Source organism: Virgibacillus salexigens, assembly GCF_014905415.1.
Taxonomy (GTDB): Bacteria; Bacillota; Bacilli; order Bacillales; family Amphibacillaceae; genus Virgibacillus; species Virgibacillus salexigens.
This window is the reverse complement of sequence record NZ_BNEO01000002.1, coordinates 231,271-253,706: the sequence shown is the minus strand read 5'-3', so window position 1 is coordinate 253,706 and position 22,436 is coordinate 231,271. Positions and strand designations below refer to the sequence as shown.

26 protein-coding genes are annotated in these 22,436 nt (G+C 35.8%); 10 read left to right on the top strand and 16 right to left on the bottom strand.

Annotation, left to right across the window (positions count from 1 at the left end; translation table 11 throughout):
- Nucleotides 1–98 precede the first annotated feature (98 nt).
- Complete coding sequence (locus tag JKP73_RS08825; protein WP_031335609.1) at nucleotides 99–380, bottom strand: Fpa/YlaN family protein; 282 nt, start codon at nucleotides 378–380, stop codon at nucleotides 99–101.
- A 161-nt stretch (nucleotides 381–541) separates the two neighbouring features.
- Here JKP73_RS08825 and JKP73_RS08820 point away from each other — a divergent pair, with 161 nt between their 5' ends.
- Together JKP73_RS08820 and JKP73_RS08815 are read left to right on the top strand one after the other, a co-directional pair.
- Nucleotides 542–1,027, top strand: a complete 486-nt coding sequence (locus JKP73_RS08820) for a hypothetical protein (protein ID WP_021291708.1) — start codon at nucleotides 542–544, stop codon at nucleotides 1,025–1,027.
- Between the two features lie 123 nt (nucleotides 1,028–1,150).
- Nucleotides 1,151–1,753 carry a YhcN/YlaJ family sporulation lipoprotein gene (locus tag JKP73_RS08815; protein WP_234447090.1) on the top strand — a complete coding sequence of 201 codons (603 nt, stop codon included), beginning with the start codon at nucleotides 1,151–1,153 and terminating at the stop codon, nucleotides 1,751–1,753.
- Nucleotides 1,754–1,786: 33 nt separating this feature from the next.
- Here the strand turns inward: JKP73_RS08815 and JKP73_RS08810 are convergent, their stop codons facing one another.
- Nucleotides 1,787–2,074 carry a YbyB family protein gene (locus tag JKP73_RS08810; RefSeq protein WP_038244510.1) on the bottom strand — a complete coding sequence of 96 codons (288 nt, stop codon included), beginning with the start codon at nucleotides 2,072–2,074 and terminating at the stop codon, nucleotides 1,787–1,789.
- A 182-nt stretch (nucleotides 2,075–2,256) separates the two neighbouring features.
- Here JKP73_RS08810 and JKP73_RS08805 point away from each other — a divergent pair, with 182 nt between their 5' ends.
- Nucleotides 2,257–2,460 carry a YlaI family protein gene (locus tag JKP73_RS08805; RefSeq protein WP_021291711.1) on the top strand — a complete coding sequence of 68 codons (204 nt, stop codon included), beginning with the start codon at nucleotides 2,257–2,259 and terminating at the stop codon, nucleotides 2,458–2,460.
- 48 nt (nucleotides 2,461–2,508) lie between these two features.
- On the opposite strand, the gene JKP73_RS08800 is transcribed toward JKP73_RS08805, so the two are convergent.
- Nucleotides 2,509–2,817: a YlaH-like family protein gene (locus JKP73_RS08800; RefSeq protein WP_021291712.1), complete on the bottom strand. Its 309-nt coding sequence runs from the start codon at nucleotides 2,815–2,817 to the stop codon at nucleotides 2,509–2,511.
- 169 nt (nucleotides 2,818–2,986) lie between these two features.
- On the opposite strand from JKP73_RS08800, the gene JKP73_RS08795 reads away from it, so the two are divergent.
- Nucleotides 2,987–3,157 carry a DUF5325 family protein gene (locus JKP73_RS08795; protein WP_021291713.1) on the top strand — a complete coding sequence of 57 codons (171 nt, stop codon included), beginning with the start codon at nucleotides 2,987–2,989 and terminating at the stop codon, nucleotides 3,155–3,157.
- 156 nt (nucleotides 3,158–3,313) lie between these two features.
- Here the strand turns inward: JKP73_RS08795 and JKP73_RS08790 are convergent, their stop codons facing one another.
- Complete coding sequence (locus JKP73_RS08790; protein WP_200411128.1) at nucleotides 3,314–4,123, bottom strand: inositol monophosphatase family protein; 810 nt, start codon at nucleotides 4,121–4,123, stop codon at nucleotides 3,314–3,316.
- A 237-nt stretch (nucleotides 4,124–4,360) separates the two neighbouring features.
- Complete coding sequence (locus tag JKP73_RS08785; RefSeq protein WP_498370533.1) at nucleotides 4,361–4,540, bottom strand: YkzI domain-containing protein; 180 nt, start codon at nucleotides 4,538–4,540, stop codon at nucleotides 4,361–4,363.
- A gap of 235 nt (nucleotides 4,541–4,775) precedes the next feature.
- Between JKP73_RS08785 and JKP73_RS08780 the strand changes: the two genes are divergently transcribed.
- Entirely contained in the window at nucleotides 4,776–5,393 is a 618-nt protein-coding gene (locus tag JKP73_RS08780; RefSeq protein ID WP_038244516.1) for a YktB family protein, read from the top strand.
- 42 nt (nucleotides 5,394–5,435) lie between these two features.
- On the opposite strand, the gene JKP73_RS08775 is transcribed toward JKP73_RS08780, so the two are convergent.
- The 3 genes from JKP73_RS08775 to JKP73_RS08765 form a co-directional block, all read right to left on the bottom strand.
- On the bottom strand, nucleotides 5,436–5,705 hold the full coding sequence (locus JKP73_RS08775; protein WP_021291717.1) for a UPF0223 family protein: 270 nt from the start codon (nucleotides 5,703–5,705) through the stop codon (nucleotides 5,436–5,438).
- Between the two features lie 339 nt (nucleotides 5,706–6,044).
- Nucleotides 6,045–6,158 (bottom strand): GapA-binding peptide SR1P, encoded by a 114-nt coding sequence (locus JKP73_RS08770; protein ID WP_021291719.1) that lies wholly within the window; start codon nucleotides 6,156–6,158, stop codon nucleotides 6,045–6,047.
- A 196-nt stretch (nucleotides 6,159–6,354) separates the two neighbouring features.
- On the bottom strand, nucleotides 6,355–7,203 hold the full coding sequence (locus JKP73_RS08765; RefSeq protein ID WP_234447089.1) for a polysaccharide deacetylase family protein: 849 nt from the start codon (nucleotides 7,201–7,203) through the stop codon (nucleotides 6,355–6,357).
- A gap of 265 nt (nucleotides 7,204–7,468) precedes the next feature.
- Here JKP73_RS08765 and JKP73_RS08760 point away from each other — a divergent pair, with 265 nt between their 5' ends.
- Nucleotides 7,469–8,998, top strand: coding sequence for a glycine betaine uptake BCCT transporter (locus JKP73_RS08760; RefSeq protein ID WP_021291721.1), 1,530 nt, complete (start codon nucleotides 7,469–7,471; stop codon nucleotides 8,996–8,998).
- Nucleotides 8,999–9,160: 162 nt separating this feature from the next.
- Nucleotides 9,161–9,535 carry a hypothetical protein gene (locus tag JKP73_RS08755; protein ID WP_160807235.1) on the top strand — a complete coding sequence of 125 codons (375 nt, stop codon included), beginning with the start codon at nucleotides 9,161–9,163 and terminating at the stop codon, nucleotides 9,533–9,535.
- A gap of 241 nt (nucleotides 9,536–9,776) precedes the next feature.
- Here the strand turns inward: JKP73_RS08755 and lpdA are convergent, their stop codons facing one another.
- The 5 genes from lpdA to JKP73_RS08730 all read right to left on the bottom strand — a co-directional run bounded on the left by lpdA (nucleotide 9,777) and on the right by JKP73_RS08730 (nucleotide 15,689).
- Complete coding sequence (lpdA, locus tag JKP73_RS08750; RefSeq protein ID WP_160807236.1) at nucleotides 9,777–11,183, bottom strand: dihydrolipoyl dehydrogenase; 1,407 nt, start codon at nucleotides 11,181–11,183, stop codon at nucleotides 9,777–9,779.
- A 4-nt stretch (nucleotides 11,184–11,187) separates the two neighbouring features.
- Complete coding sequence (locus JKP73_RS08745; RefSeq protein ID WP_038244524.1) at nucleotides 11,188–12,471, bottom strand: dihydrolipoamide acetyltransferase family protein; 1,284 nt, start codon at nucleotides 12,469–12,471, stop codon at nucleotides 11,188–11,190.
- Nucleotides 12,472–12,495: 24 nt separating this feature from the next.
- Entirely contained in the window at nucleotides 12,496–13,473 is a 978-nt protein-coding gene (locus tag JKP73_RS08740) for an alpha-ketoacid dehydrogenase subunit beta (RefSeq protein WP_021291725.1), read from the bottom strand.
- Between the two features lie 3 nt (nucleotides 13,474–13,476).
- Complete coding sequence (gene pdhA, locus JKP73_RS08735) at nucleotides 13,477–14,520, bottom strand: pyruvate dehydrogenase (acetyl-transferring) E1 component subunit alpha (RefSeq protein ID WP_231378701.1); 1,044 nt, start codon at nucleotides 14,518–14,520, stop codon at nucleotides 13,477–13,479.
- 479 nt (nucleotides 14,521–14,999) lie between these two features.
- Nucleotides 15,000–15,689, bottom strand: a complete 690-nt coding sequence (locus JKP73_RS08730) for a YkyA family protein (protein WP_021291727.1) — start codon at nucleotides 15,687–15,689, stop codon at nucleotides 15,000–15,002.
- A gap of 185 nt (nucleotides 15,690–15,874) precedes the next feature.
- On the opposite strand from JKP73_RS08730, the gene def reads away from it, so the two are divergent.
- Complete coding sequence (gene def / locus JKP73_RS08725) at nucleotides 15,875–16,426, top strand: peptide deformylase (RefSeq protein WP_021291728.1); 552 nt, start codon at nucleotides 15,875–15,877, stop codon at nucleotides 16,424–16,426.
- 198 nt (nucleotides 16,427–16,624) lie between these two features.
- Here the strand turns inward: def and JKP73_RS08720 are convergent, their stop codons facing one another.
- Nucleotides 16,625–17,398 carry a Cof-type HAD-IIB family hydrolase gene (locus JKP73_RS08720; RefSeq protein WP_160807237.1) on the bottom strand — a complete coding sequence of 258 codons (774 nt, stop codon included), beginning with the start codon at nucleotides 17,396–17,398 and terminating at the stop codon, nucleotides 16,625–16,627.
- 507 nt (nucleotides 17,399–17,905) lie between these two features.
- On the opposite strand from JKP73_RS08720, the gene JKP73_RS08715 reads away from it, so the two are divergent.
- Nucleotides 17,906–18,115: a DNA-dependent RNA polymerase subunit epsilon gene (locus JKP73_RS08715; RefSeq protein ID WP_021291730.1), complete on the top strand. Its 210-nt coding sequence runs from the start codon at nucleotides 17,906–17,908 to the stop codon at nucleotides 18,113–18,115.
- 3 nt (nucleotides 18,116–18,118) lie between these two features.
- Entirely contained in the window at nucleotides 18,119–19,786 is a 1,668-nt protein-coding gene (gene rnjA, locus JKP73_RS08710; protein WP_021291731.1) for a ribonuclease J1, read from the top strand.
- Between the two features lie 36 nt (nucleotides 19,787–19,822).
- On the opposite strand, the gene JKP73_RS08705 is transcribed toward rnjA, so the two are convergent.
- Together JKP73_RS08705 and JKP73_RS08700 are read right to left on the bottom strand one after the other, a co-directional pair.
- Nucleotides 19,823–20,488 carry a potassium channel family protein gene (locus JKP73_RS08705; protein WP_021291732.1) on the bottom strand — a complete coding sequence of 222 codons (666 nt, stop codon included), beginning with the start codon at nucleotides 20,486–20,488 and terminating at the stop codon, nucleotides 19,823–19,825.
- A gap of 103 nt (nucleotides 20,489–20,591) precedes the next feature.
- On the bottom strand, nucleotides 20,592–22,430 hold the full coding sequence (locus tag JKP73_RS08700) for an ABC transporter ATP-binding protein (RefSeq protein ID WP_021291733.1): 1,839 nt from the start codon (nucleotides 22,428–22,430) through the stop codon (nucleotides 20,592–20,594).
- Between the last annotated feature and the right edge of the window lie 6 nt (nucleotides 22,431–22,436).

Here is a 22,436-nt window from a genome sequence, read left to right as displayed (position 1 = left end):
ATATAAATCGAATGATGAAACAAAAAAACCTTGCCATGATGGTATGTAGGCAAAGTTTTTGCTTCTTCGTTCAACCGCAAAGGCCGATCAAGGTTGAATCAAACGGAATTTTGCGCTGCTTCATGCAGTATATTTAGCTGCCTCTCCAAGTTTTCAAGGAGTGCTTTACCTTCATCTTCGTTGATTAAGTTCAAACGAACAGCAAAATCAATTTCTCTTGAAAGCCCGAACATTTGTGTATCTAATACCTCTTCATATAATGGACATTGTGGCATAGTGAGGTTATCTATCTGAACTTCAATTAGTCGCAAAATTTTTTCAGCATCAGCCTTAAGAAGGGCATGGGCTTTTTCGCGATGATTTACTGTCACCTCATGAATCAAATCTATCCCCTCCGAGTAAAAGACTTCTTTCTATATTATATTATCGTTAGCATCGATAAAATGCAAATAAAATTAAAATAAAATATTATTTATTAGAAGTGAAAAAAAATTCTAGTTCTGCTATCCTTGACTAGGACAACTATTAAGAGGTGATATAAATGATCGTACCAATTACCGGGAAAGTTACTTATCCCATTACACTAGATCCAACCGTATGGATTTTTGATGACAGAAAAATCGAATTTGAGAAAGCGTTTGAATCTGAAGCATCTCATTCTGAAGAATCCGATGAATTAAAGCGTGTCTCTGAAAGATGGGATAGAGAAGTTTCCCAGCTTAGCAAACCACCTGTAAATCGGAGTATAAAGAAATTTGAGCGTGAGAAAATGCTAAAAAGTTCGTATGTAATCCCTTTAGATGATTTTCTGAATAATGCAGAGATTGAAGATGAGGCTACTTCAGCTATCCTCGTAACAAAAGAAGGAGATATAACGATCCCTATTTCGGATTTATATAATAGTTATTTTCTTTTTTCTAAAGAGGGCAAACCATTACATGCAGACGGCCCGGTCCATTTATATTATAAAGATGGTTCCAACCGCGAAAATCCAATTAAACACATTACGGCTGTAAGGTTTCAATAAAGATGCTTGTTTACAAACAAGCTCTTTTTTTAGTTAAATCACATCCGCTATAACTTCTGCATAATTTATATTTTTTCATCCAAAATAAAAGTAATCGGCTTAAATAGGATGGAGGAATTTTAGGTGAACAAGATACCGTTATATACAATTATGTTGGTAAGTATTGTTATATTTGCAGGATGCCAACTGCAAAGTCAAGAGAAACCATTATCCGATGAAGAAAAGAATAATCAAATGATTCAAGTTAAAAATTCAGACCCTACCCAACAAAAAAATCTTTCAAATAATGAAATTGCTGATCATTTGGCCAATATAGCTAGTAATGTACCAAATGTTAACAGTGCTACTTCCGTCGTTGCAGGTCCTTATGCAGTTGTCGGTATTGATGTCGACAAAGACCTTGATCGATCACGAGTTGGCACCATTAAATACAGTGTATTAGAGGCTTTATATCATGATCCATATGGCAAAACTGCCGTCGTAGTGGCTGATGCAGATGGTAATGAAAGAATTAGAGGAATGGCTGATAAGATTAGCCAAGGACATCCAGTTCATGCGGTTGTAGACGAAGTAGCTGCAATTGTCGGTCGTTATATGCCCGATTTTCCTATTAGCGAAAACCGCCCACAAGAACCAGACCAAAACAAAGAAGTAATACCAAAAGAAGATAAACAAAAGTTAGAAGATACGGAAGAAAAACAATCCAATCAACATAATAACGAATAAGAAAAGCGTTTCCGTTTTGCGGAAACGCTTTTCTTATTGTTGCTGTTCGCTCGTATTTTTTTCTTTATTTTCCGTATAATATTGCACTCCAAATTGAGAACCTTCTGAAACCATTTTAGCATTTTCTAATTGAGCTAAATCTTGATTTGCAGACTGATCTGGTACCCCTGCATCTTCAAATGTTGATCGAATACCGTCTTGATAATTTTTTATTTTTTGTTTTACCTTGTCTCGATTATCCTTATCTTTCAAAAAAAACCCGGCTACGGTAGCACCAATCACACTTGCTGCACCAGCAGAATATAAATATCGTCTTTTCATCGAATCGCCCTTTCTTTGGATTGTTGTTTAGTGAAGTTTTCCCCTATATAATTTAAAATAAACATGGCAGATATTTCTTGAATGGAACTATCTTATGATACACTAGAGACAGATTCATGAAAGCCAAAGATAGCATATATTGTTTTTTAGATATATTTATTTTTTGATATTGAGGTGAAATTATGCAGGTCAAGTGCACGATTTGTGACAATATAGAAAGCATAGAGGACGACTCCTTTGAAGCAAAACGATTACGAAACCGAAGAATTCATATGTATTTATGTAAATCCTGTTATGATCGTATCGAATATAAAACAAAGCAACGACATGCAACAGGGAAGTTTCAACTATATGAAGAAAAAAAACCTACAGATGATTATATTTAATCTGCACATAAAAAAGCGCCCAAAGTATTTACCTCTAGGCGCTTTGCTTTATTCTTGTGAGCTTCTTTCTCTATGTAATCGAAACCGATAAATGCCAAGAACAATAGAAATAACAACCAAACTTTCCGTTATCGGCATTTGGAAAATGCTAAAAATCGTTAATATATAGACACCAATGGCTAATAAAATATAAACGACAATTGACTTTAACATTGGAAGTTTACGAGCAAACCCAAGTTTATAAGCAATGATACTAAAAATTAAATTTAAGATATAAAAAACCCAAAAAATATTTACATCTGTTCCAAATTGATCGAGTACAAAGTCAAAAATCAACGTGAAATTAGTGTTCTCCATGTATATCCCCCACTACCTTCTATAATAAATCCTTTTCATAAACTCTTGTCTTATCATACTAAATATTTTCCCATATCGCCAGCTAAATTACAGGGATAACTAGAAACAATTCTTTGATCAATTTAGCGCTTTCTTATATACTAGAATTAAGGCAAAAGAGGTGGAGATCATGAAAAATATAAACTTCCCAATGCTTTTATTAGCTACTTTAGTTATACTAATGTTTGCTGGTATCGGTATTTCTATTGCATACCGAAATATCTGGCTTGTCCTATTATTTTTAATATTAGGTTTCGGTTTTATGGGTTACGGCATTGGATTAAAGAAAAAAAGCAAGTGACAACCTTGTCACTTGCTATGTCTGTAGAAGTCAACTTAGATTAACGGTAGCTTCGTTTCGCTTTTTTTATGCCTCTTCATTAAGCGCGTTCTTGTAGCTGGCTATTTCTATGTAGGCGCTTCATAGAAGAAATGTTTTTTCATTTCATCTGCACCGTCATTTTCTCGCTTCTTGTAAATAGCTTTCTAGTATTCTTTGATGAATCTTGGAATTACATGTAAAAACAGAGTTATTACCCAACATATTAATCTTCTCTCCATCTATGGTGGTCGTCATTCCTCCTACTTCATTAACGATTACCATCCCTGCAGCTAAGTCCCAGGGAGAGAGACTAAGTGTCAAATATCCATCTAAAATCCCTTCAGCCACAGAAGCAAATTCTAACGCTGCAGAACCATACGTTCTCGTACCTCTTACATCTTTCACTAATTGTTGCATGACCCTTTCATCAACTAAACGATTCTCGCATAACCAAAAGTGGTTTAACCCTATAATCGACTCATGAAAGTTAAGATTGTCATTTAATGCAGGGAGTTTCTTATTTCCTTTATATGCTCCTTCTCCACGTTTCGCACTATATAAAACATCTTCCATCACGTTATAAATGAACCCAATTTCACCGATACCATCCTGATATATTCCCACAGATATTGCAAAATTACGTTTTTGATGTACGAAATTCATCGTCCCATCAATTGGATCAATAATCCAAACCGTTCCATCCATTGTATCAAGCTGATCTCCAAATCCTTCTTCACTTAAAATAAAATGGTCGGGAAATATTTGCTTGATATTACTAGTAAAAAAGGCTTCTATATCTCTATCCATTGTGGTTACTAGATCATTTGCATTTGATTTCGTATTAATGGTTAAAGGGTCATTCATATGAGCTCTAATCATTTTACCAGCTTCCAATACCCATTCCAAAGCATGCTGAAAAATCGTTTCACGCACCTCTGTATTCATTTGTATACCCTCCAATATGTTCTGTATATCACCTATACTACCAAATTAATAATAGCAAGTCATTGGATTCGTACTTCTTTGACAGTACTTTATACATTGTTCATAGAAAGTGTCACATTGTTCTAAAGTGGGTTGGGCGAATATCTTTTAGATACCCTATATGCATCATTCTTTAAATGTAAGTTACTTACTAAAAAAGAACCTTCATTAAAGCAACGCTTTAATGAAGGTTTTATTTTATGCATGATCAATCTCTAACCATTGTCTTCTTAATTGTTTAAGTCGTTCCTTGCTTTTTATTATTCCAACAGTATCCTCGTTTTTCATAGCATCATAAAGCGTTACAAGTTCATAATCAATTTCCATACGAATAACAGGCAGCTTTTCCAGTGCTTCTTTACGACGTAATGCCTCCATCACGTATTTCAAATTGTACACAACCTTTCGATCGCTTTTAATATATTTATGAGCTCTCTTACAATTTGGTTCAATAATTCTTAAAAATCCGCGAATTATTGTATTACATTCCCCAAAAAATTGCTTGTTTAAACATTATTTTTATGCATTATGTTTTTAACTTGACTTCCGTATAACCATAATTAATAATTATTATAAATAATAATTAATTATCATCAAGAGAAAGGTTGATATAATGACGTTTAATGGCTTTAAGAAAAGTGATTTTGATACATTCTTAATTAACGGGTTAGATGCTCGGATGGAAGCAATCCAAACAAGAATTCAACCTAAATTTCAGGAAATTGGTAATTACTTAGCAGATTATTTATCCATGGAATTAGGTAATGAAGTTTTTGTACATATTGCTAAACATGCTAGGAGAACGGTTAATCCTCCTAAAGATACTTGGTTAGCAATAGCTGATAATAAACGTGGATATAAAAAGCACCCTCACTTTCAAGTAGGCTTATTCGATGACCATGTTTTTATTTGGTTAGCATTAATTTATGAATTGGATCACAAAACGGAAATTGCCAATACCTTTATCGATAGCTATGACGAAATCAAGCAATTGCCGTCGAATTTTGTTGTTTCCCTTGATCATATGAAAAAGGAAGCGAAACAATTAAACGAACTTGAATTAAAAGATTTAGAACGATTCCGTGATGTTAAAAAGGCCGAATTTCTGATCGGTCAACATTTACCAAAGAATGATGCGCGAGTTTTTGATGGAGAAGCATTCCTTCATACTGCAAAGGAGACAATGAATCAATTACTACCGTTTTATAATAAAGCGTTGAATAGTAAATAATATAGATAAAAGCAGCACAGAGATCGAAGTGTGCTGCTTTTTTTATCCAATAGAAATGCTCGTATCGTTGGAATTTCTAGCCTGTTTAACAACTTGAAAACTAGAATAACCAGAACCCTGTTCAAACGAACTAAATAATTTCTTTTCTTCACTTTTAGACGGTACAATTCTTTTAAATTCACGATATGCAGCTAGAAAGACATCACGATCTATCTTTTTTTCATACGCCTGTTCAACCAAGGAAAAAAATTGCACAACCTGAATAACTTCTTCTTTCGACCATGTTTCATCAATAGGATAATGATAATTCACTTATAACTCCTCCCTTCAAGATCATTTTTCCCTACGTTTAACGATCCACAAACAGCATTTTAATGATATCATGTTATCTCGTATTTGTTGACTCTTTTTGATCGTACGTAAGATCGACTTCAAGTAAGATGCTTATAAGGATGCATCGGTAAACTGAATCAATGAGGATTCATCCTATTGTATGACGGAGGAGGTTAGCAATACATTCACAAAAAATTGGGGGGGTACTTGTATAGGATTGATAGATGAATCTTCAGAATCGTTACAAGTAATAAACGTATCATATGCAAATAAAGCTGCCGTTTCAAGTTGGACGGCAGCTTTATGATTACCTTATAGTTATTTATTTATTATTTCACGACAAGTCGGACAAGTACCGTATAGGGTAGTGACTTTTTCATCATCAAACTGTTCAATAACTTTTTGACAATCCTGACAAACAATGGTGCCCATCTGGCCCAACTCCTTTGTGATGATATTTTATGATAGCGTATTCACATTATAATATAACACATTGGAAAAATCAACCCTATTTAGTATGTCATATTTATTTTATTTGTTATTTGCATGGACCTGTCTCACTTGAAATGATCAAAAATAAAAAACTAAGGCATGTGCTTGTTGTAAAGACATGCCTTAGTTTGTAGCGCTAATCAATTGTCTTAATTTGATGTGGGTCTACCATTTCATAACCTTTATCTCTTAACCCGTTTACGATATCTGCCAATGCTTTATTTGTCCATTCTCTATCATGCATTAACAGATTTGCACCAGGCTTTAATAGAGAATAGTCTATATCTACCTCTGGTCCTTCTCCTGTTATCATAGCATTGGTTAATTTTTCTACATTCATATATGGCTCAAAGTAATCATAGCCATACGTCCAATTCATTAGCACCATATTCTCTTCTTTCGCCACTTGTTTTGAATGATCGGTATTCATACCATGTGGTGCTCGAAAAAATTTTGGCCGTTCTCCGATGATTTCTTCTATTTGATCACTAACTTTTACAATCTCTTCTGTTTGCTCTTTTTCAGACAATGTTGTTAGATTCGCATGGCTATATGTATGGTTTCCGATTATAAAGCCCATCTCATGTATTTCTTTTAATTGTTTTTTTTGCTCAGGCGTTTCTAAAAAATGCCCATTGGCAAAGAAAATCGCCTGTACATTTAACTTTTTTAATGTTTTAGCCATTTCAACAGCATATTTATCTGGCACGTCATCAATCGTTAAAAGTACGACTTTTTCATTTATCCCTTCCTTCAAAGGTACAATGGTTGCATCATCTGAAACTTTATATTTCGGTTCTTCCATTTTTTCAGTTGGCTTTGATTCAGTATCCTGTTGATTCGGTTGTTGTTCTCTCTCTTCTCCAGATGTTTGTTCCGGTGTTTGATTTTCATTTTCAGATTGCTTTTCGCTGACAGGTTGAGCACTTTCCCCACAAGCAGCTAGCACTAAGATCAACATTAGAATAGTAATTACTTTTTTCAAGCTACCCCTCCCCAGTTACCATTCATTCTATCAAGTCTATTATAAGTTCCTGGAAATTAACTGGCAATACAAATTTAAACAAAAAAAGACAATTGTTTAAACTCGCTCTAGAATGGGTAGTAAAATAAATAGTATGATATTTCTATGCCTCGGGAATAGTAAAATCAAGCGTTGAGATTTGAACAAATTATTTCATTATGTTTTAATACAATAAGTGTGCCTACATATATAATGCCTGAAAATAATTAAAGAAAGGATAATTTATGTGAAAAAAGTAACACGAGTCTTTTATATTTCTGCATTTATAGCAGTACTATTTATTATTTGGGGGATCATCCCTAAAGATGTATGGCCAAATGCAAATTTAGATAATGTAACCACGATTGTTCAAGGTTTTTTGGTAGATAAATTTGGCTGGTTTTATTTAATTAGTGCAACTGCATTTGTCATTTTTGCAATCTATCTTATTTTTTCCAAATATGGAAATATTAAATTAGGTAAGCCTGGTGATAAGCCAGAATATAGTTATTTAACTTGGTTTGCTATGTTATTCAGTGCTGGTATGGGAATTGGACTTGTGTTCTGGGGGGCCGCAGAACCATTATCTCACTTCCATACTCCTCCGTATGGAGATGCTGAAACGAATGAGGCAGCTAAAACAGCAATGCAATATAGCTTCTTTCATTGGGGTCTCCATCCATGGGCTATCTACGCAACGATCGCTTTAGCACTAGCTTACTTCAAATTCCGTAAACAGGCACCTGGTGTTGTAAGTGCAATCCTTGAGCCATTGTTTGGTGATCGAATCAAGGGTACATGGGGAACGGTTGTTGATTTCATCGTTGTATTTGCTACTATTTTCGGCGTCTCAACCTCACTTGGTTTAGGTGCCATTCAAATAAGTGGTGGTTTATCCTTTGTAACAGGAATGGAATCAACGATCACTTTACAACTAATTATTATTGCTATTGTTACCGTTCTATATATGACATCGGCAATGACCGGTCTTAATAGAGGAATAAAGTATTTAAGTAATACCAATCTTATATTAGCTTTCTTACTTCTAGTATTTGTTCTTATTCTTGGACCGACGAACTTTATTATGAACTTTTTTACAACGTCTTTCGGAAGCTACCTACAAAACTTGCCTAGTATGAGTTTACGTATGACTCCGTTTAGCGAAGATAATGCTGGATGGATTAATGGTTGGACTATATTCTATTGGGCATGGTGGATTGCATGGGCACCATTTGTTGGTACGTTTATTGCCCGGGTCTCTAGAGGTAGAACAATTCGTGAATTTGTTTTAGGTGTACTACTTGTACCAACAATCTTTGGTGCGCTTTGGTTCGCAGTCTTTGGAGGTTCAGCTATTCACCTGGAAAGCTTTGAAGGCGTCAATATTATGCAACATATTAATAATACTGGTGAGGAAGTAGCATTGTTTGCCTTATTAGAGAATTTCCCAATTGGCGGATTTATTTCTATTATAGCGATCTTGCTTATTTGCACTTTCTTTATCACATCGGCTGACTCAGCGACTTTCGTATTAGGAATGCAAACGACTGGCGGTAGCTTGTATCCACCGAATTCGGTTAAGTTTGTATGGGGAGTTATTCAATCAGGTGCAGCAGCAGTGTTACTTTGGCAAGGAGGATTAAATGCATTGCAGACGGCATCTATTATTGCAGCATTTCCATTTGCGATTATCATGATACTTGTCGTATTCTCCTTAATTAAATCATTTAAACAAGAGGCCAAAGAGGTGGACTTAAGTAGTAGAAGAAAAGGTTAGAGCTCATTTGCTCTAACCTTTTTTACAGTTCATAACTTTTCATTTGTAACTATATTACTAATCCAACATAACTATTTCAAACCATTAACAGTTCTATAACATCCCGACTTTGCACGCATCTTTTTGTTAAACTATGAGTATACACTGATAATTAGCAGGAAGGTGAGTAAAATTAAACGCGCAATCATCCCTCTAATTAGCATAATGATTTTGCTACTAAGTGCCTGTCAATCGTCACCATTGATTGACGTTATTACTTTTCAGCCAAAAGAATATGATGTTATGTTTCTTACTGATAAAACAAATAGTGCGTTAGAAAATATCTATTATGATGCAATTATCGAAGTGAAGGCAGAATATCCGCATGCTTTTAGTGAAGTACAAACAAACGAAACAACGATAGAAGATATAGAAAATGTAACGGAGCAAGAAACACCTGCATTATTAATTACCAAAGATGGTAGAACAATTGAAAGCCTATCTGGTGAGATGGAGAAAGATGAAATCAAGGAAAAGCTTGAAGGGATTATAAAGTAATTTTTTAACCGCTAGGCAGTCTTCTTCTTTGTACCGCAAACGTCTTCTCATAAAGGATTACTATCCGGCTAACTAGGGATAATAAGTCTACGCACGTATTTTTATATAAAAAAACAATGGCCATTATAAGCCATTGTTTTTTTGTGTAAAATAAGTCCTTTTACAAATTAAAGCCCGAATATTGACTTAAACATCAATATCCGGACTAATTTTCATTATGCTACACTAGACGATTACTAGCTTACATCATGTGAATAGGAGTACCTAACGCAACTTCCGCAGCTTCCATTGTAATTTCTCCTAAGCTAGGATGTGCATGAATGGTAAGCGCGATGTCCTCAGCAGTCATCCCTGCTTCAATTGCTAAGCCGATTTCAGCAATCATATCGCTCGCATTTGGACCTGCAATTTGGGCACCAATAACGAGTCCATCGTCTTTGCGTGTGATCAGCTTCATGAAACCATCACTATCATTTAATGAAAGTGCACGACCATTTGCAGCAAATGGGAATTTAGCTGCTTTTACGTCATATCCAGCATCCTTAGCTTCTTGTTCTGTATATCCAACTGTCGCTAATTCAGGATCAGAGAATACTACTGCTGGCATACCTACGTAGTCGATTTCTGCTTTCTCTCCACTAATTGCTTCAGCAGCAACCTTTCCTTCATAAGAAGCTTTATGAGCTAGTGGCATACCTTCTACGATATCGCCAATTGCATAGATATTTTCTACGTTTGTACGGCATTGTTTATTGATTTTAATTAATCCACGGTCATCTTTTTCAATACCAACTTGTTCTAGACCAAGTTCTTCCGTATTAGGACGACGACCGACTGTTACTAATACATAATCAGCTTCAATTGTTTCTTCTTTACCGTTTACTTCATAAGAAACTTTTACGCCGTCTTTTGATTCTTCTACACCTTTTGCCATTGCTTCCGTGATGATGTTAACACCTTTGTTTTTCAGACGCTTCTTAACAACTTGTTTCATTTGCTTTTCGAATCCGCCAAGAATATCTTTTGTTCCTTCAAGAACTGTTACCTCCGTACCGAAATTAGCGTATGCAGTTCCTAATTCAGTACCAATATATCCTCCACCGATAACAACCATTTTTCCAGGAATCTCTTTTAGATTTAATGCTCCTGTAGAATCAAGTACACGGTCAGAGAACTTAAAGCTAGGGATTTCAATTGGTGTAGAACCCGTTGCAATAATACAGTTGTTAAAAGTATAGGTTTGAGAGTTTTTATCATCCATAATTTTAACCGTTTTATTATCAACGAAATAAACTTCACCTTTTACAATATCGACTTTGTTTCCTTTTAATAAACCTTCTACGCCGGAAGTTAGCTTTTTAACTACGCTTCCTTTCCATTCTTGAACCTTAGTGAAATCTACAGTAACATTTTCGGTTTTTATTCCAAGTTCTTCATTACCGTGAGCATGTTCTGTTAAATGTCCAGCTTGAATTAACGCTTTGGATGGAATACATCCAACATTTAAACAAACTCCCCCAAGTGCTCCTTTATCTACAATTGTTACTTTTTGTCCTAGTTGTGCAGCACGAATAGCGGCTACATAACCACCAGGTCCAGCTCCAACAACAAGTGTATCTACTTCAATTGGGAAATCTCCTACTACCATAAACCTACGCCTCCATCATAATTAATTGTGGATCGCTTAATAATCGCTTGATTTGATTTAGAGCTAACTGTGCAGTAGCACCATCAACAATACGATGATCAAAGCTTAATGATAATGCGAGTACCGGTGCAATTACAATCTCTCCATCGCGAACAATTGGCTTCTCTGCGATACGGCCAATTCCTAAAATAACAGCTTCAGGATAATTTAATACTGGTGTAAACCATTGGCCACCTGCAGATCCAATATTTGTAATTGTATTGGAAGCACCCTTCATCTCTTCAGGTGATAGTTTACCACTTCTAGCTTTATCTGCCAATTCATTAATTTCTTGAGAAATTGCAAAAATCGATTTACGATCAGCATTTTTAACTACTGGGACAAGTAGTCCTTTGTCTGTGTCAGCAGCAATTCCAATGTTATAATAATGCTTGTGAATAATTTCGTTTGTTTCATCATCCACTGCAGCATTTAAAATCGGGAATTTCTTAGAAGCTGATACTAGCGCTTTAGCTACATATGGCAAATAGGTTAATTTAATTTCTTGTTCTGCAGCTACTGCTTTAAATTTCTTACGATGTGCAACAAGATCCGTTACATCAACTTCATCTAAGAGTGTAACATGAGGTGCTTTTGTTTTCGAATTAACCATTGCTTTTGCAATTGATTTACGAATGCCACTCATTGCTTCACGAGATTCAGGGAAATCACCTTCTGATACAGGCGCAGTCGTCCCTTTCTTAGGTTCTGCTTTTTCCTCAGTCGCTTCAGATGTTTCCGTAGTTGCTTGGCCACCATTTTTAAAGCTATCGATATCCTCTTTTAGAATACGACCATTTTTACCCGAACCAGTAACTTCTGAAATATTCACATCATTGTCTCGTGCATATTTTCTTACAGATGGCATAGCAATAACGCGTTTATTATCACCAGAATCACTTGCTGGTTGTGATTTTTCCTCTACTTGCTTGTCTTCAGATTTAGAAGCTTCTTCTTTTTCAGCTTCCTTATCGTCTTGAGCCTCTTCTTCATCATCATTCGATTCATAACCTTCTGCATCGAATGTAATAATAGTGTCTCCTACGACTGCAACAGTGCCTTCTTCCACATGTACTTTTTCTACGGTGCCATCAACTGGAGATGGGATTTCCACGACTGCTTTATCGTTTTGGACTTCACACAATACATCATCTTCTTTGATTTCGTCGCCTTCTTTAACAAACCATTTAACAATTTCGCCTTCGTGAATTCCTTCACCGATGTCTGGCAACTTAAAATTAAATGCCATACGAATGACCTCCTATCTTCTTAATTAAAAGTTTATTACTTGATCCACTTTCTCAATGATGTCTTGATGGTTTGGTAACCATACTTCTTCTGCTGCTGAGAATGAATAAACCGTATCTGGCGCTGTAACACGTAATACAGGAGCTTCCAAGTGTAAGATGGCACGCTCTTGTATTTCAGAAATCACATTAGCAGCTATCCCAGCTTGGCGTTGAGCTTCTTGAACTACAACAACACGATTTGTTTTCTTAACCGATTCGATAATTGTGTCCACATCTAATGGAGATACTGTACGTAAGTCAACAACTTCTGCACTTACTCCTTTTTCTTCCAGTTCTTCTGCTGCTTTTAGTGAAGCATGAACCATTGCACCATAAGAGATAAGCGTTACATCCGTACCCTCACGTTTAACCTCTGCTTTTCCTAGCTCAATGGTATAATCTTCTTCTGGCACTTCCCCACGGAAAGAACGATAAAGTTTCATATGTTCTAGGAATAATACTGGATCGTTATCACGAATAGCAGAGATAAGCAATCCTTTTGCATCATATGGTGATGAAGGAATAACTACTTTTATTCCTGGTTGCTGAGCAATTAATCCTTCTAATGAATCAGCATGAAGTTCTGGTGTATGAACACCACCACCAAAAGGTGAACGAATCGTGATTGGAGAATGGTGTGAACCTCCAGAACGGTAACGCATACGAGCCATTTGTCCACTAATGGAATCCATTACTTCATAAACGAAGCCGAAGAATTGAATTTCCGGTACTGGTCGATAGCCTTGTAATCCAAGACCGATAGAAAGACCACCGATGCCAGATTCAGCTAAGGGCGTATCAAATACACGCTCTTCACCGAATTCATCTTGCAGTCCTTCAGTAGCACGGAATACGCCACCATTTTGACCAACGTCTTCCCCAAATACAAGCACATTTTCATCATTTTTTAATTCCGTGCGCAATGCGTCTGTGATGGCTTGAATCATTGTCATTTGTGCCATGATTTACTTCGACTCCTTTTCTTTATATTCTTCCATTTGTTCTTGCAAGTGAGATGGAAGTTCTTCAAACATGTTGCCAATGAAATCCGTTACTTTTTGTTTTGGATATTCATCCGCTTGTTTTATTGCTTTTTTGATTTCATCTTTTGCTTCTTCAATAACTTTGTTTTCGTCTTCTTCAGACCATAGATCTTTCTCTTCTAAGAATTTACGGAAACGAACAAGTGGGTCTTTTTTCTCCCATTCATTGTCAAGGTCATCCGTACGGTAACGAGTAGGATCATCACCAGCCATTGTATGAGGTCCATAACGATACGTTAACGTTTCAATTAGCATTGGGCCTTCCCCGTTAATTGCGCGTTCACGGGCAGCTTTTGTAACAGCATAAACAGCAAGTACATCCATTCCGTCAACTTGTACTCCTTCAATACCAGCCGCTACAGCTTTTTGAGCCAAAGTCTTAGCATTTGTTTGTTTTTCAACTGGTACAGAAATCGCAAAGTAGTTATTTTGAACAAAGAAAAGTGCTGGTGCTTTATATGCACCTGCAAAGTTGATTCCTTCATAAAAATCTCCTTGCGAAGTACCACCGTCACCAGTATAAGTTACAGCTACAGCCTTTTTGCCGCGTTTTTTAATTCCTAATGCTACACCGGCGGTTTGTACGTACTGTGCTCCAATAATAATCTGTGGACTTACTGCATGAACACCCTCAGGCATTTGGTTCCCATGGAAATGACCTCTTGAGAATAGGAATGCTTGGTATAATGGAAGTCCCTGCCAAATTAGCTGTGGAACATCACGATATCCAGGTAATAAGAAGTCCTCTTCTTCAAGTGCGAACTGACTTCCTAATTGAGAAGCTTCTTGACCTGCTGTAGGTGCATAAAACCCTAGACGTCCTTGTCTATTTAGAGCAATAGAGCGCTGGTCCAATACGCGTGTGTAAACCATTCGGCGCATAAGCTCTTTTAATTCGTCATCTGAAAGATCGGGCATATCATCTTTATTGACAATCTTTCCATCTTCGTTAAGAATTTGGAACATTTCGAACTGACTTTCAACACTTTCTAGTACGTGTTTCAAAATAGTTCACCTCTTCCTTTCTTTATATCCTTAATAGTATTGTCATTTCTAGCCTACCCAAAATAAGAAAAAAATCTGTACTTTTTGCTCTTACCCTATGTTCCCTTTTTTATTTGCTATTAATCAAAAAATGATGTATATAAACTGTTACATAAATAAAGCAAAAATCACTAGTACAATTTCTTTTCATGTAAATTCTAGCTTAATTATTTCTATTGGTCAAACACTTTGTTCTCATTTAATTATTTTAATTTGAACGAGGCTTGGCTAACAAAATATGTTGCTTCTTATTATTCTGTTATAATCGTTTTTGCAAACTGTATTATTAACATCATTCCGTAATCAATCTTTCAGTTACCTATCTTCAAACAAAAAAACGCCTATGGATCCTCCCCCTGTAGTTAGGGTTGCTCCAAGGCGCTGTATTTTACTCAACCTAATTATTCTTCTTTTGATTTATTTCCGGTAGGATTTTTCTCGTAATTCACTTCCATACCTGCTTGTTCATAGAAAGCTTTTTTCTGTTCATTGTAATCAACGGTATGCTCATTAAACGAATTATTTAAATCAATTACCTTTTGGTAACTTTCATTAATTTCGTTTATTTGCTGAGTCAAGGTTTCTTGTTCTAAATCTTCTTTTTGCAACATGTTGTACATTTCCTTTTCTAAGGCTAGTGCGTTTTTGTACGCATCATTTAATTGATGATATGTTTCATATCGCTGTTGCATCACTTCAGTCATTGATGTTGCTGTTTCTTTTAATTTCTCATCTTCTATTTCGGCTATTAAATCTTCTGTTTCAGCGAACTCTTCTTCTGCTTTTTCAATACTTGCTTTCTCCGTTTTTATTGCTTCTGAACGTTTTTCAATTGAATCAATTGCTTGTCCGGAAAGTTCTTTAATCTTATCCATTTCATCCATTCCAAGATTTATAATTTTACTGTATAATTCCTGTTCTTGTTTTTCTAATTCAGTAATCTTACTTTGTTGCTCTTCAAAATCCTTTTCTAATGAAACAGCTTCTTCTAAATGCCCTTGTATCTGTTCTTCCGTCGTTTCGCTACTGCATGCTGCCATCATAAAAAGCAAAAAGCTGATTACAATAAGGACAGACTTTTTCATCGGCATGATTTTCTACCTCCTACATCATTGCATCATACGTACGAGTTTTAGTATAACACAAAGCGAACTCTATTGGATTATAAAAAACTATACTAGTTTATATAGTCAAGCTATGATTAATATAACGTAAATATGATAAAATATGAAATTGTAACATAGAAATAGAGTAATAATGATTAGGAGTGGTACTCATGATAACCATGAAAGATATTGTCAGAGAAGGACATCCTTCCTTGACAGAAGTAGCTGACGAAGTAGATATTCCATTAAATGAGTCGGATAAACAGTTAATTGAAGATATGTTGATGTTTTTAAAAAATAGTCAAGATGAAGAGATTGCAGAAAAGTATCAGCTACGCGCTGGGGTAGGCCTTGCTGCACCGCAACTTGGATTAAACAAACGGCTCGTTGCAGTACATTTTGAAGACCCGAATGGGAAACATTATAGTTACGGACTAGTCAACCCTAAAATCATTAGCCATTCGGTTGAAAAGTCATATTTATCAACTGGTGAGGGATGCTTATCTGTTGACCGTCCAGTTGAAGGCTATGTTCCTAGACATGCCAGAGTTACAGTTAAAGCTTTTGATAAAGAAGGCAATCCGTTGAAACTGCGATTAAAAGGGTATGCGGCTGTTGTATTTCAACATGAGATTGATCACCTAAATGGAATTATGTTTTATGATCATATTAATCAAGAGCAGCCGTTCGCAGTTCCTGAAAATGCAACACCAGTTGAATAACCTCTTGTACTCTGTTAACGCAAAATAGTTTAGAAAAGGATCCGAACTATCATCTGAGGATACCAAATACCTCGTACGAATAGTTCGGATTTATAAATTTGTTGTTTAACAAATTAGCCCCTTGCCCATTTGCCAAGACCCTGCTGGAGAAAACCTCCTCTATTAGAATATTCGGTTTCATAATATTTCAGCGCCATTTTAGACTAACTGGAAATACGCTAATCCTTTTTGAATACCGTCAAGATCAACTGAATCTGTTGTGAAATCAGCAACCTTTTTCAATTCCGGTACAGCATTCCCCATTGCAATACCTGTTCCAGTTTCTTTTATCATTTCAATATCATTTAGTCCATCACCAAATGCAAACGTATCTTTTATATCTAATCCACTGGCCTGAATTAACTTCTCTACCCCGACTGCTTTTGAACCACCGCTAGGTAGAATATCACATGAATAATCATGCCAGCGTAAAAAGTGAAGTTGATCATGGCTTTGAACAAACGGTGCTTCTTCCTCTTTTTCACAGAACAACAATGCTTGGTGTATTTTATTTGATTGATAAAATTCAGGGTCAACTTTTGGGTAATCAAATTTCAAACTACCCATACTCTCCGTGATAAATGGATGATTTCCGACAGAAGCACGCATTTCCTGGTTATTCATGAAGACGATCGGATATTCCATCTGTGCCGTTTTTCGGTATAAATTTGTTAACTCCTCTTTAGCAATTGGATTTTCGTAAACTGTTTCTCCTTCAAACACAACATATTGACCATTAAAACTAACATAGGATTCGATTTGAAGTTCTTTTCGAATATCTTCAAACATAAATGGCGCTCTGCCAGTAGCTATAGCAACATAAACACCATTCTCCTTCAATTTTTGGATTGATTTTTTTGTAGACAGCGGGATTTGCTTATCGTGATCTAAAATAGTGCCGTCAATATCAAAAAATACGATTTTGTTATGCATAATATACTCTCCTTTATATCTTGATGTATAAGAATTCATTCTCTGTTAAAACTAAGTATAGCAGTGTATCAGAAAGAAGTCTGTGAAGCAATAATAAATATTTTTTTAAAGAAATAAAGTATTTTTATTTCAATATTCCTCTACTCATACTATACTATAGATAAGAGGGATTGGATCGGTAGAACGTTTTTCTTGCTTTTCTTAACTATGTGAAAGGAGCTGTAACGTCATGTTGAAACGCCTAAAAGAAAAGCTCAAGAAACGCTGGAAAGACTTTTTAGGCCAAGGACGTGTACCTACAACTTGTAAGAAAGACTACCATTGATATTACCAATCACAACAATAAAGGTATCATAATATCGGAAATCGAATAAAGCGGAATATCGGAAACTGACGGAATACCTTTTCACTCGTGATTTCTTGTTTGAAGGTATATCAATAATTTAGCAAATCAAAATCGTGTTATTAAGAAAGAAAAATAAGAGTGAATATTCAAGGAGAGATGAGATGATTTATAAAGTATTATATCAAGAACTGCCTGATGAAATTCCAGTTCGTGAACGTACAAAAAGTGTTTATGTAGAAGGCGAATCCGTAAGACAAGTAAGAACAAAATTAAACGAACGCAAGTATAATATCGAATTTATCCAAGAAGTGAATGACGCACATTTAGACTATGAAAAGCTATCCGACGATTTTACTGTGGAGAATATCTAACCAATGAAATTTGTAAAGAATGACCAGGCTGCTGTATTTGCGTTAGGCGGCCTTGGTGAAATCGGTAAAAACACGTACGGGGTGCAATTTCAGGATGAAATCATCTTAATTGATGCAGGAATTAAATTCCCTGAAGATGAATTACTCGGAATTGACTATGTCATTCCTGATTATACGTATCTCGTGCAGAACCAAGATAAAATCAAAGGATTATTTATCACTCATGGACACGAAGACCATATTGGGGGAATCCCATATCTTCTGCGTGAAATTAATGTGCCAATTTATGCTGGTAAACTTGCGATCGGATTAATTCGAAACAAATTAGACGAACACGGTCTATTAAGAAATGCTAAATTAAATACCATTCAAGAAGACGATATTATTAAATTCCGTAAAACTTCCGTAAGCTTTTTCTTAACGACACACAGTATTCCCGATGCTTATGGTATTGTTGTAAAAACACCCCCTGGAAATATAGTGCATACAGGTGATTTCAAGTTTGATTTTACTCCTGTTGGTGAACCTGCTAATTTATCTAAAATGGCAGAAATCGGCAATGAAGGTGTCCTCTGTTTATTATCAGACAGTACCAATAGTGAAGTTCCAGGTTTTACTATGTCTGAGAAAGTAGTTGGAAGCAACATAAAGGATATTTTCAGCAGAGTAGATGGTAGAGTAATTTTTGCTACATTTGCATCGAATATCTACCGACTTCAACAAGTTGTAGAAGCAGCTGTTAAAAACAATAGAAAGATTGCTGTTTTTGGCAGGAGTATGGAATCAGCTATCAACCTTGGACAAGAGTTAGGTTATATTCAGGCTCCTAAAAACACATTTATCGATGCGAATCAAATCAATCGATTGCCTGCACAAGAGGTAACCATACTTTGTACGGGTTCACAAGGTGAGCCAATGGCAGCTCTTTCTCGAATTGCAAATGGGACACATCGGCAAATCCAAATTATCCCTGGTGATACAGTTGTATTTTCTTCTTCTCCAATCCCTGGAAATACAATTAGCGTCGGTCGTACAATCAATAAATTGTATCGTGCAGGTGCAGATGTCATTCATGGAAAATTAAGCAATATTCATACTTCTGGCCATGGTAGCCAAGAAGAACAAAAATTAATGTTAAGACTAATTAAGCCTAAACATTTCATGCCGATTCATGGTGAATATCGTATGCTGAAAGAGCATATGAAATTAGCAGAATCCTGTGATGTTGAACCAGCAAATTCATTTATAATGGATAACGGTGATGTGCTGGCACTTGGAAAAGATACCGCTATTATCGCAGGCAAAATACCTTCTGGATCTATTTATGTAGATGGAAGCGGAATTGGCGATATTGGAAATATTGTGCTTCGCGATCGCCGAATTCTATCTGAAGAAGGATTGGTAATCGTTGTTGTTAGCATCAACATGAAAGAATTTAAAATATCTGCAGGTCCAGATATTATCTCTCGTGGATTTGTTTATATGAGAGAATCTGAAGATCTAATTAACGAAGCACAAAAACTTGTCTCCAATCATTTAGATAAAGTAATGGAACGCAAAACGTCCCAGTGGTCAGAAATTAAAAATGAAATTACAGACACAATTGCACCATTTCTTTATGAAAAAACAAAACGGAGACCGATGGTACTACCTATCATTATGGAAGTTTAAAAAAAACAGCCAGATGGCTTACATCTGGCTGTTTTTTTAATCCTCGATAACTAAATGTTTTTCAAATCTGGAAATGTCCTTATCAGCGCCTATTACAATCAAAACATCCCCTTCTGAAAAACTGTGGTCAGCACTTGGAGAAACGTTAATATCCTTCCCTTGTTTTACAGCGACAACGTTACAACCATAATTAGCACGAATATCTAAATCTGCAAGCGTTCTCCCAAGCATTTTATTTCCGACTTTAACTTCAACGATACTATGATCATCTGATAATTCTAAGTAATCTAAAATATTATTGGAAATGATATTATGCGCAATGCGTTTCCCCATATCTCGTTCAGGATGAACTACTTGATTCGCCCCAATTTTATTAAGTATCTTTTCATGATAATCATTTTGTGCCTTTACCGTAATCTTTTTAATGCCAAGATCTGTTAATATAACCGTGGTAAGAATACTTGCTTGAATATCATCACCAATGGCAACAATCACATGATCAATATTCTTAATGCCTAATTCTTTAAGAGATGCTTCATCGGTCGAATCAGCAATAACGGCGTGTGAAGCAATGTTCTTAAATTCATTTATTCGATCTTCATTATTATCAATAGCGAGAACTTCCATTCCCTCCATACTTAACTCCCGACAAATACTTCCACCAAATCTCCCTAGTCCAATAACTGCAAATTCTCGTTTCATTCTAGTTCCTCCATCACTTAGCTATATCCATAGCTTACCATAGTTTTAACGAAAGTTAAAAGCAAGAAAGGGAGCTTTACTTTACAAGCTCCCTTTCTATTTACTACATCGCATCCAACATTTGAAATTGTGACTTCACAAGACTGAAATACTCTTCACGTTTATCCATTAATTCTTCATGACTTCCACTTTCTAAAACACGCCCCTGCTCTAAAACAAATATTGTGTCTGCTTCACGTATAGTAGATAGACGATGTGCAATGATAATTGCAGTCCTCCCCTTCAGTAACCGTCCCAATGCTTCCTGAATTTTCACTTCTGTTTCTGTATCAATACTTGCCGTTGCTTCATCTAATATTAGAATGCTCGGATTTGCTAACAATGCTCTAGCAAATGATAAGAGTTGCCTCTCTCCTGCCGATAATATATTCCCTCTTTCTTCTACTTCTGTTTCATACCCGTTTGCCAATCGCTGTATAAACTCATCTGCTCCTACTACCTTTGCTGCCTGAATGACTTCTTCATTCGTAGCATTGGGGTTTCCAAAACGAATATTTTCCATAATCGTACCTGAAAATATAAATGTGTCTTGCAGTACAACACTTATTTTGCTACGTAAACTCGCTAGCGTTACTTGTTTTAAATCATAGCCATCTATTTTTACCGTTCCTTTTGTAGGATCATAAAACCGGCTTATTAAGTTAGCAATGGTAGACTTCCCACTTCCCGTATGTCCAACTAATGCAATAGTTTGACCAGCTTGAATATGAATCGAAATTTCATGTAATGCGATGCGTTCTTGGTCATAAGAGAATTCGACTTTATCGAATTCGATATCCCCAATCATATCTATAAACTCATGAGCCCCCTCTTGCTCTTTCACATTCGGACGTTCATCGAGAAATTCAAAAATCCGTTCAGATGCTGCCATTGCCATTAACATTTGATTATACATCTGGCCTAATCTAGAAATAGGGTCCCAAAACATTCCAATAAAAAAGGCGAAAGTGACAAAATCACCGATTTCAATTCCTCCGTTTTCAACTCCTACTAAAATTAAATAAGATCCATAAGCTATTAAAATAATTGTGCCAATCGCATTACTCATTTCTACAAAAGGGCGAAACATAGCGCTTTTTTTAGTAGCATCTTTCCAACTATTGAAATTATCGGTATTTACCCCATGAAAATATTCACCATTCTCTGCTTCCTGAGAAAATGATTGCGTGATACGCATCCCCTGTAATCCTTCATTTAAATGAGAGTTCATACGAGATTGTTGGATGCGCACCGATTGCCATGACCGTCGAATCATTCGTCTCAATTTTGTAGTTAGATAAAACATCAACGGTAAGATTACCATAATGGCTAATGCTAGTTTAGGGCTCAATACAAATAGAATTACAATAATCCCAACAAGTGTGACCACATCCATAAGTAAGTTTATAATACCGTTTGTAAATAACTCTTGAAGAGAATTAATATCATTCATAATCCTGACCAAGATCGATCCAGCTGATCTTGAATCAAAAAAGCGATGAGACAATCGTTGAATATGAGAAAATAGATGCTGCCTTATATCATAAATCACGTTTTGTCCTAAAATATTTACCCACTTGATTCGATATACATTTCCTACATAACTTAATAAATACAATACCCCGATACCAATAACTAGGTAGGTTAACATGGTTATATCCTTATCAGCAATTGCCACATCAATTGCTACCTTACCAATTAAGATTGGAACAATTAGTCTCACCGCAGTCGATATAAGCATAGCTATTACTGCAGCAGGTAAATAATTTTTGGAATAAGGCTTTAAATAAACTAATAATCGCCACATCTGTTTCCAATTAAATGGCTTCTCAATCGCTTGATCTAACGTATAATGAAAGCGCTGCAAATGCTTACTTTCTACTTCATTGGATCCTTTAGCCATAACAAT